This is a genomic window from Bacillus bruguierae (assembly GCF_037104725.1).
Taxonomy (GTDB): Bacteria; Bacillota; Bacilli; order Bacillales; family Bacillaceae_G; genus Bacillus_A; species Bacillus_A bruguierae.
In genome coordinates this window covers 410,377-424,201 of sequence record NZ_JBAWSX010000001.1, presented here as the reverse complement: position 1 = coordinate 424,201, position 13,825 = coordinate 410,377, and the positions used below count along the sequence as shown (strand labels likewise).

15 protein-coding genes, 1 pseudogene and 1 other annotated feature are annotated in these 13,825 nt (G+C 37.2%); all 16 genes and pseudogenes read right to left on the bottom strand.

Going from position 1 to position 13,825, the window contains the following annotated elements:
- Positions 1-84: 84 nt before the first annotated feature.
- Positions 85-1,995, bottom strand: coding sequence for an ABC transporter permease (locus tag WAZ07_RS02080; protein WP_336471126.1), 1,911 nt, complete (start codon positions 1,993-1,995; stop codon positions 85-87).
- Between the two features lie 47 nt (positions 1,996-2,042).
- A pseudogene (locus WAZ07_RS02075) lies at positions 2,043-2,396 on the bottom strand (FtsX-like permease family protein); the annotation flags it as partial.
- Positions 2,397-2,444: 48 nt separating this feature from the next.
- Entirely contained in the window at positions 2,445-3,221 is a 777-nt protein-coding gene (locus WAZ07_RS02070; RefSeq protein ID WP_098914034.1) for an ABC transporter ATP-binding protein, read from the bottom strand.
- Positions 3,222-3,314: 93 nt separating this feature from the next.
- Positions 3,315-4,397, bottom strand: a complete 1,083-nt coding sequence (locus WAZ07_RS02065) for a sensor histidine kinase (protein ID WP_336471125.1) — start codon at positions 4,395-4,397, stop codon at positions 3,315-3,317.
- Entirely contained in the window at positions 4,387-5,094 is a 708-nt protein-coding gene (locus WAZ07_RS02060; protein ID WP_336471124.1) for a response regulator transcription factor, read from the bottom strand. The genes WAZ07_RS02065 and WAZ07_RS02060 overlap by 11 nt, the downstream gene beginning before the upstream one ends.
- Positions 5,095-5,240: 146 nt before the next feature.
- Positions 5,241-6,527 (bottom strand): GTPase ObgE, encoded by a 1,287-nt coding sequence (gene obgE, locus WAZ07_RS02055; protein WP_336471123.1) that lies wholly within the window; start codon positions 6,525-6,527, stop codon positions 5,241-5,243.
- The gene (locus tag WAZ07_RS02050) at positions 6,527-7,075 is read right to left on the bottom strand and encodes a sporulation initiation phosphotransferase B (RefSeq protein ID WP_336471122.1); all 549 of its coding nucleotides are present in this window, start codon (positions 7,073-7,075) and stop codon (positions 6,527-6,529) included. The genes obgE and WAZ07_RS02050 overlap by 1 nt, the downstream gene beginning before the upstream one ends.
- 65 nt (positions 7,076-7,140) lie before the next feature.
- Positions 7,141-7,431 carry a 50S ribosomal protein L27 gene (gene rpmA, locus WAZ07_RS02045; protein ID WP_175483392.1) on the bottom strand — a complete coding sequence of 97 codons (291 nt, stop codon included), beginning with the start codon at positions 7,429-7,431 and terminating at the stop codon, positions 7,141-7,143.
- 3 nt (positions 7,432-7,434) lie between these two features.
- A complete protein-coding gene (locus WAZ07_RS02040; RefSeq protein WP_336471121.1) occupies positions 7,435-7,779 on the bottom strand; it encodes a ribosomal-processing cysteine protease Prp in 345 nt (114 codons plus the stop codon).
- Positions 7,780-7,790: 11 nt separating this feature from the next.
- A complete protein-coding gene (gene rplU / locus WAZ07_RS02035) occupies positions 7,791-8,099 on the bottom strand; it encodes a 50S ribosomal protein L21 (protein WP_020059958.1) in 309 nt (102 codons plus the stop codon).
- Between the two features lie 14 nt (positions 8,100-8,113).
- Positions 8,114-8,191: a sequence feature (ribosomal protein L21 leader region), on the bottom strand.
- A gap of 77 nt (positions 8,192-8,268) precedes the next feature.
- Complete coding sequence (locus WAZ07_RS02030) at positions 8,269-9,651, bottom strand: Rne/Rng family ribonuclease (protein ID WP_336471120.1); 1,383 nt, start codon at positions 9,649-9,651, stop codon at positions 8,269-8,271.
- 336 nt (positions 9,652-9,987) lie between these two features.
- Complete coding sequence (locus WAZ07_RS02025; RefSeq protein WP_336471119.1) at positions 9,988-10,848, bottom strand: M50 family metallopeptidase; 861 nt, start codon at positions 10,846-10,848, stop codon at positions 9,988-9,990.
- Positions 10,841-11,563 (bottom strand): M23 family metallopeptidase, encoded by a 723-nt coding sequence (locus WAZ07_RS02020; protein ID WP_336471118.1) that lies wholly within the window; start codon positions 11,561-11,563, stop codon positions 10,841-10,843. Before WAZ07_RS02020 ends, WAZ07_RS02025 begins: the two co-directional genes overlap by 8 nt.
- A 192-nt stretch (positions 11,564-11,755) precedes the next feature.
- Positions 11,756-12,553 (bottom strand): septum site-determining protein MinD, encoded by a 798-nt coding sequence (gene minD / locus WAZ07_RS02015; protein WP_336471117.1) that lies wholly within the window; start codon positions 12,551-12,553, stop codon positions 11,756-11,758.
- Between the two features lie 2 nt (positions 12,554-12,555).
- Positions 12,556-13,242: a septum site-determining protein MinC gene (minC, locus tag WAZ07_RS02010; protein WP_336471116.1), complete on the bottom strand. Its 687-nt coding sequence runs from the start codon at positions 13,240-13,242 to the stop codon at positions 12,556-12,558.
- A 35-nt stretch (positions 13,243-13,277) separates the two neighbouring features.
- Positions 13,278-13,820: a rod shape-determining protein MreD gene (gene mreD, locus WAZ07_RS02005; RefSeq protein WP_090918661.1), complete on the bottom strand. Its 543-nt coding sequence runs from the start codon at positions 13,818-13,820 to the stop codon at positions 13,278-13,280.
- Positions 13,821-13,825: the final 5 nt, after the last annotated feature.

Genomic DNA, 13,825 nt, shown 5'->3' with positions numbered 1-13,825 from the left:
TTTCGTTTTCTTACTGTTATATCATAAACACTTCTATTCTTCTACTTGTTTTTCGAAAATTACAACAAAAAAGACTAGCAAGAGCTAGCCGATCTGTTTCATATATTCTTTTTGCGCAAAGAAGAAATAGAGTGCACATGCGATAAGATAAATAGCAATGACCTCTAAAACGCCCCCAGATGATTTCATAGAAAAGGCCTTTTGGCACGTATGTAAAGCAACTGCACTATGTACGCTTCCTAATAGAACTGGGAAAAAGAATAGAATCCCTAATTGCCAACGTGAAATCTTATCTATTTCTTGCTTTGTCATTCCGAATTTCAAAAGAGCTTGATATTGCAGGCGGTCATATTCAATATTATGAAACCATTTAAAATAAACTGTGCTACAGGACGCTAGAAAAAAGAGAACACTGATGAACGAACCGACAAATAATATTAGATTCCCTCCGTCTTTCATCATCTTATATGTGTACACATTATTACGAGTTATTTCCTCTTTCCCTTTTAAAATAAGAGATTGTAATTCTTCGCCTAACCTTTCCGCATTGTCCCAACCTCTTACTTCATATCCGTTGTATACATATTTTTCGTGATTCGGAACTTGACGAGAAACCTTTTGAAAATCTTGATTGTTCATAACGAGGAATCTTCCACTCCGCTGACTTGTATCACTATTAAAGGCATTTCCTTCATATGCTCCGTTATATGTAAAGCGATATGGTTCCCCTAGTACTTTAAAATCTATATATTTCTTAGGATGCTTAGGAGGAAGATCAAAATTACTATAATAAATAAATGTCACTGTTCCCTCTTTCGGATGAATCTGCTCCTTCGACTGCCTTTTTGCTTCTCTATTATATTCATCTTCTCCAATTACAGTTGCATAAGACTCTTTACCAGAATCCAATTGAAATGCTGCTGGGATTCCGACAAATGTTACGTAACGAAAATCATTGATACCGTGCTTACGCAATAGCTTTTCAACCATTTCTTTTTCCATTACTTCCCTAGAACCGATTCCTTTTTCAACATAGGAAAAAGCATGAGGCTGTTCATAACGAAATAGTTCTTTCATACTTGAAAAATACAAATAAACAGAGCCTGTCGCCGTTACTACAATCGTTGTTAACATGGATAAAATAAAGAAAAAGCGCCGATTATCTTTTACTGTATGTAACAACTGATTGACAACGAATAAATGCGGATAACGATACATGACACTCTTTCTATTTTTAATTCCTTGTAATACTTGAATCAGGCCATGTGTACAGACAAAATACGTACCAACTGTTGTTAAAATCGTAACAGGTATAAAATAAAGTGCAATGTTCATCATCGTCACTTTTGTTGTTAAACCATAACTGATACCTATACAGATAAAGCCGAACCAACAAAGCCACTTCCTACTTCTTGTTTCTTTTTTTCCTTCTTGCATTTCTTTTAATAGATGAATAACTTCTATTTTCCATATGCGTAGCGCACTAAAAATGGCTAAAAGAAGAAATATAGCACCATATGTCATAAACGTTATCACAATAGCTTTTGAGCTGAGCACAAACGACAATTCAGTCGACATATTAAGCAATAAACTAAAAATCATAAAAAATAGCTTTAAAAATAACATTCCAATCCCAATTCCGAAAAAGCTCGCAAGGAATCCGACTGCCATTTGTTCCATAATCATCATCCAGACGAGATTTACTTTCGTAGCTCCCATTAATATAAATAACCCAAATTCTTTTTTTCGAGACTGTATAAAGATCGAACTAGAATACAGAATAAATAAAATCGAAAATGCAATTACAATTACATCACATACAATCAGGCCCCATTGTAAACCTTTATACAGCTCACTCACTTTCAACTGAGGATGTAAAATAATAGATGTATACATAAAAAAAGCAAAAACTGAGAAACAGCTACTTAAGAAAAATATTTTGTAGTTGTGCCAATTCCCTCTAACATTTTGAAAAGTAAGCCCGTAAAACTTCACCTTTCTCCCCCCTAAAACCCGTTACATACGTAAAAAGCTAGGAAGTCCTAGCTTTTTACGTGCTTTAAATATCCTCTTTGTGCAATGGAAAAATATAATGCGGATGCTAATACGTATGCTGTAATAATAACTGCTCCTGACTTCCATAAGTCTAAATACAACATGTTTCCTAGTGTATATAATGCAAATCCACTATGCAAAACACCTATCAAGATAGGAATGAAGAAAATCGCTCCCATTTGCCGAACTGCAATTTTACGAATTTCTTCATCGGTCATACCGATTCGTTTTAAAGAATGAAATTGAATACGGTCTTGTTCTTTATCATTAAACCACTTAAAGTATGTCATGCTGCAAGCGAAGAAGAAAAAGAGTATTGTTACAAAGAATCCGATAAACAACTACTAATTAAAAACGCTTTATAATTACGCCAATTCCCTTTGATATTATTAAACGCGAGCTGGCGAAAGTTCATGGTACTCTCCCCCTAGCATCGCCAGTACGTCTAATATTTCTTGGAAGAAGGCTTGCTTTGTTTCTCCTTTATGAATCTCTGAGAAAATTTCACCGTCACGAATAAATAAAATGCGTTCACAATAGCTCGCCGCAACAGGATCATGCGTTACCATCGCAATCGTCACTTTCTTCTCTTCATGAAGTTCCTGCAGAGCACCCATCAATGATTTTGCTGATTTGGAGTCTAAGTTTCCTGTCGGTTCATCAGCTAAAATTAAAGTCGGCTGATGAATAATCGCCCGTGCTGCTGCCGCACGTTGCTGCTGACCACCTGATACTTCATACACTTTTTTATGTAAAATTCCCTCTATGTTTAGAAACTTTGCAATTTCTAATACTTTTGCATCAATTTCTTTCACAGGACGATTTGCCATTACAAGCGGCAAAATGATATTTTCCTTAATTGATAACGTATCAAGCAAATTAAAATCTTGGAAAATAAATCCTAAATGTGTACGGCGAAACGCCGCAAGTTTAGCAGCACGCATTTGACTAATCTCTTCACCGTTCATATAAACGTGACCTGATGTGGGCTTATCAATGGTTGCTAATAAATTTAGAAGCGTTGTTTTCCCACTTCCTGATGGCCCCATAATGCCGACAAATTCACCTTCTTCAATTTTAAAGTTAATATTATTCAGCGCTGTCGTCGTTACCGAACCTTTTGATTGATACACCTTTGTCAAACCTTTTACTTCAAGAACACTCATTTCGAATCCCCCTATATGTTTTCTTCTTACTTTTACTATAGAAAAAACGAGGGAAAGTAACGAGTGATTTCTCTTACAAAACGGTTTTTTATCTTACAATTTTGTCATTTTCCTCATCATTTGATAATATCCTTTATCTTTTAAGAATTGGAACGTAAATGTTGTTCCTTCCCTCTCTATTGATTGTACAGAAATTCCATGGCTAAGATGATCACAAATTTGCTTTGTAATATATAACCCCATCCCTGTTGCTTCTCTCGTTTTCCGTCCATTCACTCCTGTAAAAAACGGTTCAAAAATTCGCTTTATATCTTGCTTTGGAATGCCTATTCCGTTGTCACGAATATGTAATGCAATAACACTTTCTGTTTCTTTGATTTGAAATGTAATTTCTTTTTTCTCTTTCTCTGTAATTCTCGTATATTTCAGGGCATTTATCACAATTTGATTTATTGCAATGCTGAGCCATTTTTGATCCGAAGCTACCACATACTGTTCTTTCTCAAACAGAACCTTTGGATATACAGCATACTGAATAAATGTTTTTTTATGCTGATTAATACTATCACGAACAATATCCACCACATTAACTTCTTCTATTTTATAATCTTTTCCAAACTGTTCGAGGCGTGCCATATGAAGCGCTAAATCTAACCCATGTAAAATACGATTATTTTCTTCACGGATACTTTCAATCGTATCTCTTGCCTCGCGGTGCGTTTGTCCAAGTTTTTGCAGCAATAATTCAATGACAGATACCGGTGTTTTCATTTGGTGAATCCACTGATTCATAAAGATTGTTTGCTGTTCCCCTTTTGCCTGTTGTTCATGCATTTCATTCATATACTGTTGCCTTAAGAGCGAAAAAGCTTCCACAATTGCTTCTTGTTCGTATGAATAGGACGAACTGACAGATAAAGAATGATGCAACTCATGTCCCTCTGCAATGTAATGTTCCACCTTTTGTAAAAAGGCTTGTCTTTTCCGGTAATCATGCATCAGAAAGAAAACAAAAACAACGATTGATAATAAAAATCCATATAGCCATGTACTCCAATTTATAGATTGCTTCTGTAAAAAAGCTTGCAACTGCAAGACAAGACCAAATAAAACGATACTCATCATGTAGGAAACAAGTAATGCAGTGCGATCCATCACATATTTTTTAAGATTCATGTTCGTTCACCCAATTCGTCAAAAGCGCATATCCATAGCTCCGCTTCGTAACAATTGCATCAGTAATCCCTATCTCTTCTAACTTTTTACGGACACGCTTTACATTTACAGTTAATGTATTATCATCAACAAAAGCAATCTCATCCCATAATGCTTCTAGTAACTCTTCTCTCGTTACATATTGATCCGCTTGCTTCATTAAGCATTCTAATAAATAGTACTCATTTTTTGTAAGTTCTATTTGCTTTCCTTGCCACTCTGCCATGTGCTGCGCTGGATATAAAAGTAACCCATTCACGCCAAAATAATCGCTTTCTGCCCCTGATGCATATTCACCATACACACGGCGCAGCGCACTTTTTACTTTTGCCATAACAATATCTAAATGAAACGGCTTCGTAATGTAATCATCACCGCCATTTTCAATCGCCATTACTTGATCCATCTCTCCTGTACGTGCAGATACAAAAATAATCGGTGCATTGGAAACAGTGCGAATTTGACGGCACCAATAGAACCCATCAAAATACGGTAAATTAATATCAAGTAAAACTAAATGTGGGTTCACTTTTGCATATTCATCTTTTATATGACGAAAATCTTGTACACGAAATGACCGATAACCGTATTTATCGAGATGCCCTTCTAAAATATCAGCAATTTTCAAATCATCTTCTACAATTAATATTTTATACATATCATTCCCACTCCCTTATAAGAGGTACATGTAAACACCATTACTATCTGCCCTACACCTACCCTTTTCCATTATAAGGGTAAATTCCCATTTGAGGAGAGTTTTTTATTTCGGCATAAAAAAAGACCGCCGAATTTCGGCAGTCCTTAATCGATAAATTCAAATTCATATTCAAGAATTTTCACAATATCGCCGTCTTTTGCACCGCGTGCGCGAAGTGCTTCATCAATACCCATACCGCGCATTTGACGAGCGAATCTACGTACAGACTCATCACGAGTAAAGTCTGTCATCTTGAATGTTTTCTCAATATCATAACCAGAAATCACAAATGTACCATCGCTTTCACGTGTAATTTCAAATTTAGAGCCTTCACCCTCAAATTTGTACATTACACTTGCTTCAGATTCATCTACAACTTCGTGTATTGGGAATTCTGGTGTTGTTTCGATAAGATTTGCTACTTCAAATAGTAAATCACGAACACCTTGACGCGTTACTGCAGAAATTGGGAAGATTTTCACTTCATCGCCCACTTTTTCTTTGAACGCTTGTAAATTTTCTTCTGCATCTGGCATATCCATTTTGTTTGCAACAACAACTTGTGGACGCTCTGTTAGACGCAGATTGTATTCTTTTAATTCATTATTAATTGTTACGTAATCCTCATATGGATCGCGTCCTTCTAAACCAGACATATCAATCACATGAATGATAACGCGTGTACGCTCAATATGACGTAAAAATTGATGTCCAAGTCCAACACCTGCGTGTGCTCCTTCAATCAATCCTGGAAGGTCTGCCATAACGAAGCTGCGTCCATCACCTGTTTCAACTACTCCAAGGTTTGGAACAATTGTTGTGAAGTGATATTCAGCAATTTTTGGACGTGCTGATGATACAACAGATAATAATGTTGATTTACCGACACTTGGGAATCCTACAAGCCCTACATCAGCTAACACTTTCAATTCTAGTACTACTTCACGCTCTTGACCTGGTTCCCCGTTCTCAGCAATTTCTGGAGCCGGGTTCGTTGGCGTTGCAAAACGTGAGTTACCACGACCACCACGGCCACCTTTTGCGATAACTGCTGATTGCTCATGCGTTACTAAATCCGCAAGAATTTGACCAGTAGCTACATCTTTTACAACTGTTCCCGGCGGAACCTTTACAATTAAATCATCCGCTTTACGGCCATGTTGGTTTTTACTCATTCCATGTTGGCCGCGATCCGCTTTAAAATGACGCTGATAGCGGAAATCCATTAATGTACGTAATCCTTCGTCTACCACGAAAACAACATCGGCACCTTTACCACCGTCACCGCCTGCTGGGCCACCTTTTGGAACATATTTCTCACGACGATACGCAACCATTCCGTTACCGCCATCGCCGCCTTTTACATATATCTTGACCTGATCTACAAACATTATCTCACCACACTTTTTTCTAGTAGTTGTAATATAACCGAGATTTCTTCCTCTCGCACTGTATAAGAAATGGAAAACCATTTATTATGTTGATGAGCAAGCCACTCTTGTATCTCTTCTACATTGGTTAGCTTGCCACGAAAATCAAAAAAGAAACGAGCATCCTCACCTTCACATTCAACTGTGATACAAACATAATTTTCAACATAAATGTCTAAACTATGCTCAAGCATTTGGAAAAATTGAGCCGTCCATATAGATACTTTTTCATCTAGATGAGATAAGTTATGTATTTTTCCTAATACTTCGTACTCCAACAAGCACGGGTGCTGTTTCCAATTATATGTTAAAATCCATTCTGAAAACTTGGGCATAGAAAGCCCCATCAGATTCGATTCTTGTCTCGCTTCTTGGACAAAACGATCGATGAGTCCATGAATTTCTTCCACTCTTCCAAGCGAAAGATTTCCTTTAATCATCTGCATACGATTAAGCCAATCATGTCTTGAATGACGCAACGCATCTATAATTGTCCATTTTTCTTTCATTCATATACCCCTTTAATATAGAAAAACCCTAACCTGCACTCAGGTTAGAGTTTTCCGTGAGTTTCTTATGCTTCTTGAGCAACAGGATATACGCTCACTTGTTTGCGGTCACGGCCAAGACGCTCGAAGCGTACTACGCCGTCAACTTTCGCGTATAATGTGTCATCGCCACCACGACCAACGTTAACACCTGGATAAATTTTTGTACCGCGTTGACGGTAAAGGATTGATCCACCTGTTACGAATTGACCGTCTGCACGCTTAGCACCAAGACGTTTTGAGATAGAGTCACGACCGTTCTTTGTGCTACCTACACCTTTCTTAGATGCGAAAAACTGAAGATCTAATCTTAACATACGTTACACCTCCTGCACTTTTTCTATTAATCGGATATATTTTCCGTAATCAAGTTCAATCGTTTTAAGCGAAACAACCATGCCCTCTAACAGAAAACATGCTTTTTCTTTTGTAGAATCATCTAGATAACTAGGCAATTCATACATCAAGAATCCACCATCTTTTCCAAGTTCAATAGTTGCTTGCACACTACAAAGTGATTCCACTGCATTTATTGCACCAAACACAACCGCTGTCGTTGCAGCACAGACAAGATCTTGTCCATGCGGAGCGAAGTTCGCATGCCCGGTCATTTTAAATGATTGGATACTTCCTAATTTCGTGCGGTTAATCGTAATTTTAATCATGACAACCCGAATTAAGCGTTGATTGCTTCAATCACTAATTTCGTGTATGGTTGACGGTGACCTTGTTTTTTACGATTGTTCTTTTTCGCTTTGTATTTGAAAACGATGATTTTCTTAGCGCGACCTTGTTTTTCAACTTTCGCAGTAACCGTTGCACCTTCTACAACTGGGCTACCAACTTTAACAGTTTCGCCACCAACGAAAAGAACTTTGTCAAAAGTAACAGTTTCACCAGCTTCTACGTCTAATTTCTCTACGTAGATTGCTTGACCAGCTTCAACTTTAATTTGTTTTCCACCTGTTTCGATAATTGCGTACATAATTGCACCTCCTCATAATTACTAAGACTCGCCAAAACGAGGTAGACATACAATGTCTTTTAGGAACCTGTCCTGCGCGGTTGTAGTATATAGCCGTTTAGGTGCTATAAACTATAACATAGAGATGTTATCACGAAACATAGCCCATTGTCAATGAATCTTCTACTAACTATTTTTTCCGCGTGCGTATCTCTTCCTTCGTTCCAAAGCGTTGAATCGTGTAACATGCTGCTTCATCATCAATAAAATAAATTTGAAAAGATATATTGCGCTGCAGTTCTTTTTCAAAAAAGATTTGCTGCACATTCGGATGAGCAGCGATTAAAACAGCCTCGTCATCTGTTCCATTATAAGCGATTAGTTCTCTCTCTAACTCATATGCTACCGTTTCATGCGATAACACATAACCACTGCTTCGACAAATCATGCAATCTGTTAATAGCGTATCACGAAGCGATTGTTTTTTTCGTTTTCTTGTTATTTCTAAAATACCAAGCTCTGTAAATCCTAACACTCTCGTATAAGTGTGGTCTTTTTCTAAGTGCAACTTTACGATGTCTCTTATTTTTTCTTTTTCTTCGCGGCGCTTCATATTAATAAAATCGATTAAAATCATCCCACCAATATCACGAAGTCGCAGCTGCCGTGCAATTTCTTTTGCTGCTAGTTCATTTGTGCGTAGCACTGTATCTTGTAAATTTTGTTTCCCGGTGAATTTACCAGTGTTTACATCAATTACAGTCATCGTTTCCATTTGTTCAATGAGTAAATATGCTCCGTTTGGAAGCCACACTACCTTTTGCAGTGCCTTTTCAATTTCACGATCGATTCCATAGCGGGCAAATAATGGCGTCTTTTCATGAAAGAAAGTAACTTTTTCTGCACCTATTCTCTCTCCTAATTCCTGTATCATACTGCGCTGATCTACAATCACCTGTGAAACCGCCTCTACTGGTATCTCTTGAAAGATTCGATCTAAAAAATTAGAAGAAGAATGAACAAGAAGTGGGGCTTTCCCTCGCTGTTCTTGTTTTTTCACAAGTTCAAATTGCAACTGAAGACGATGCATCTCCGCTTGTATTTCTTCTATCTGCACTTTCTCACATGCAGAACGGAAAATAAATCCTCCTGTTTTTTCTAGCGCAAGAAGTTGTTCTCGTTTTTTCGCATCCTTTATTTTCCGGGAAACGGCAAAAACTGTGTCATAGGGCATATATACAACATATTTCCCGGTGAATTCTATATTCGCGGTTATTTTTGGTCCTTTCGTATCAATCGCTTCTTTCACTACTTGTACAAGGATTGCTTGTCCTTCATGTAACCGCATAGCTGATGGTACGTTTTCATAGGACAAATAGGCATGCTTCTCTAAACCAATATTGACAAAAGCAGCGTTCATCCCCGCGATTGTTCGCATGACACGACCAATATATATATTTCCAACAATTTGTTTTTGTTCATTTCGTTGCCATAAGAGTTCTACAATCTCTTGCTCTTCTTCAACAGCAACTCGTTTTTCCGAACCAATGTAATTTATGTATAACGTTTTCAAAGTCTATTCCTCTCTTTTATCCTTTTTTGTAACTACTCAGCTATACATTTGGTAAGAGGTATGATTCCAGTGAAAATACGCTCCTTATTACCTATAGAAAGTTATTTTCATTTCTCAGCATATAGGTTGCTGCCACGAAGATAAAAATGGATCTACACCTTGCTGCCTTTCTTTGTTTTAAAACTTTGTACGTGGCAGGAAAAGGCCCTGACCGCTCCTATACATAGCCAGTCCCTCTCGACCATTTAAAAAAATGCTTTTCTTCCTTTTTGCACAGAGTGACTGAGTAATTATCCTTTTTTATACAATAATAAAAGGTTAGTGTTACCGTCAACACTAACCAATTAACTCTTCTATGGATGATGTTGTTCTTTTTTCTGTAAAATATGCGTAAAGCAATTCATTTTCATCTAGCGTGTATTGATTTTTATGATCTCCTTGAATAATAATCGAATGCTTATAGCCCCTTCGAAACTGTGTGAAAATATGATACAAACTCGCTTCTTTTCCAACTGTAATAGCTGCTACCTTTACAACTTCTTGCTTTTTCCCATAATAACGCTCCAATAAAAAGCGCATAAATGCATAGCGGCGCTGTTTCCATTCTTGGAATAAAGAAAATGCTAAAAAAAGAAGTAACGCCCACATCATCATATTCTTTCCATTCCAGAAAAGCTGCAATCCTAATACAACGCTCAGGCAAACAATTGATATTCTCATCATAATATTATGTGCTTGTAAAAATGGAAAGCGATGCGACAATATATTCAGTACAATCTTTCCCCCATCAAGAGGCCAAATCGGCAATAAATTGAAGCACAAAATAAGCATATTGTTCCACATGAAAAAATGATAAAAGTTCTCTCCCATCCAGCCTACTGTGTACAATAAGTAGGCTGCGGCTACCATCCATACGTGTTGAACAGGCCCTGCTATAATAACGATTGCCTCTTCTTTTAACGGCTTATTCCCATGCTCATCAAGCTCCGCTACCCCGCCAAATGGCAAGAGCTGAATTCGCTTAATGCGCCATTTAAAATGGGCAGCTGCTATCGCATGACCTAATTCATGAATAAAGACAATGAAAAATAAAATGAGAACCTCTTTAAAACGAGCTGTAAAAACCGCAATTGCTATAATTCCCCAAAACAATGGATGAATGGTAATCTTTGAAAAAACCTCACTATATTTATTCAAATGAAATCACCTGAATTGGATCAATAAATTTTTCATTCTTTTTAAATGCAAAATAAAATTTTCCATTTGCAACTGTTCCAACTTTTTGCTTTTTCGCTACATAATCATATAACTTAACTGATGTTTCTCCTAAGTTTCCGTACCAAGATTCCGTACCATCTGCATGTTGGATTTCAACTGTATTTCCAAACTCCTCTTTTTGATCAATCGAGACAACAATTCCTTCATTAACTGATTCCACAACGGCATTCGTAGCTGTTTGTACAAACACACCTTGTCCGTTTGCCTGAAAACTTTGCATTACTTTTCCTGAGGCAGGAACAGCATAATTCTTTTCTTTCTGAGTTGTTTTCTTTTCACTAGAAGGAAAAAAAGATAGTGGTTTTCCAAACTGTGATTCATACCACTTTGAAACAAATGCAAATTGAAACTCTTCTTTCATTGTTTGTTTAACAACTGTACGTGCTCCTTCAAAAGAATTTGTTGTGTTTTTAAATAAGATGGCTACGACAAGAACAAGAATAGCGGATAGTAGTAACTTAAAGAGAAATATTTCCTTGCGGAAGAGAGGATGTGCTTCTTCTCCTTCTTCAGCAAAAAGCGGTGTATATTCTTGTTCTTCAAATGAAAACAACTCATCTTCTTCTCTTTTTTCCTGCTCTGCTTTCCTCTTAGCAATACGTTTTTTTATTTCTTCTACTCGCTTATTTCTCATCCTGACCCCTTCCTCTTTCCATCAGTTTGTACATATGTATGAGTTGTCCGAGAAAGATATTCATAGGAATGCTTTTCTCCTAGAAGGTTAATTAAAGTAATTTCACGTATGCCAGCACTTAGCATTCTTACCTTCTGCTACATTTTTAGCAGGAATACAAAAAAAAGCACCCCGCATATATACGAAGTGCTCTTAACGTATCCCGAAGAATTTTTTCATTTTCGTAAATACTGATTCTTTTCCATTTTCAAGCGGTTGCAATGGCACATTTTCTCCAAGCAAACGTCTTGCAATATTTCGATAAGCAATTGATGCTTTTCCATTCGGTTGCAACGCTACAGGCTCTCCTGTATTTGTTGCTCGAATTACCTCATCATCATCTTCTACGATCCCAAGCAATTCAATTGACAAGGTACGTACAATTTCATCTACATCCAACATATCTTGTTCATGTAGCATATGACCGCGCACACGATTGATAATTAACTTCGGTGGCTCGATATCTTCTTTTTCCAATAGTCCGATAATCCGATCAGCGTCACGCATTGAAGATACTTCTGGTGTTGTCACAACAATCGCTTTATCAGCACCTGCCACAGCGTTTTTAAAACCTTGTTCAATACCTGCTGGGCAATCAATTAATATGTAATCATAATCTTGACGTAGTTGCTGTATTAATTCTTCCATTTGTTCAGGTGTTACCGCTGATTTGTCACTCGTTTGTGCTGCAGGTAATAAATAGAGTTCATCAAAGCGCTTATCTCTAATAAGAGCTTGAGGTAAACGACAACGCCCTTCAACAACATCAACGAGATCATATACAATACGGTTTTCCAACCCCATTACTACGTCTAAATTTCGCAAGCCAATATCTGTATCAATCAAACATATTTTTTTCCCAGATAACGCCAAGGCTGTACCAATATTTGCAGACGTTGTAGTTTTACCTACTCCGCCTTTTCCAGATGTAATAACTATTGCCTCTCCCACAGCTATACAATTCCCCTTTCTAACCTTGTTAAATTAGGTCTAAGATGAGTGAGAAGTTGAATGCGATCGACAACAATGTGATTGTTCTCATTAATGTAGGCACATTCTGCCCCTTCCGCCCCGTCTTCTTTCTCCTCAGGAGCGCGCGTTGTCACGTCGCTAATCCGAAGCTGCATTGGATTCATAACAGAAGCTGCTATAACAGCTTCTGCATCCCCATAATATCCAGCATGTGCAATTCCTCGTAATGTTCCCATAATAAAAATATTTCCTCCGGCGATAACCGTACCGCCTGGATTCACATCTCCAATCAATAATAAATCGCCTTTTACACGCAATATTTGACCTGAGCGAACAATTTTTGAAACAGAAATAATTTCTGTTTCTTCTTTCCATGCTAACGCTTGTTCTTTCGTTACAACATCACTCTCAATAGAATCTACAACTAAATTCTTTTTATTACGAATTAGCGTGCGCAACTCTTCTTGTTGCACTTCTGTTACATAACGATTCCCAACTTTGACCTGTACTTCAATTAAAGAGCGTCCATCACCCTCGTAATAATGGGTTGAAAGCTTTTCGTCAAGTTCTTGTAACAATTCGCGAAATGAACAGGAATCCTCCAGATGTAATGCTAAACCATCCTTCGTCCCTTTTATAGTCACATTTTGTTGCTTTTTTTCTGTCACCAATGCTCACCCCACCGGTTTAATTCGACATAAAATTAGAAAATCCTTTTTTCTTTTTCTTCCATGGCATCTGAAAGACGTAAAATATATCGTTTCAGTGGGAAACAAAACAGTAGTAAAAAAATTCCGTTCAATAACAATGTCGGAAGAAGACGATCTGTAAAAAAGATATGCGCTGACATATGAACACGACCAATTAGCGTCAAAAATCCATACACATAATACTCTAGCGCAGCAATGCTTGCTAATACAATAAAGAACACAATAAAAAGGTTCACTTGTAAAATTCGCATTGCCTGATAGACAAGATAAGCTAAAATCGGATAAGCAAATATATACACACCAACTAGTTCGGTATGTACTATATCGAATAAAAATCCAAATAGTAGTCCGTAGTAAACACCTTGTACAGAATTAAAGTAAATTGTAATAAAGCATAAAACAATCATTAAAAAATGCGGTGCTACAATTGTATGCTTCCAAAAAAGACCCGTTGGAACAATAGTAGAAAACATACTCTCCAATACAAATGCGAAAAGAAGTAGAAGAGGAAGAATCGCTTTTTTTATAATCTCCATCTCTT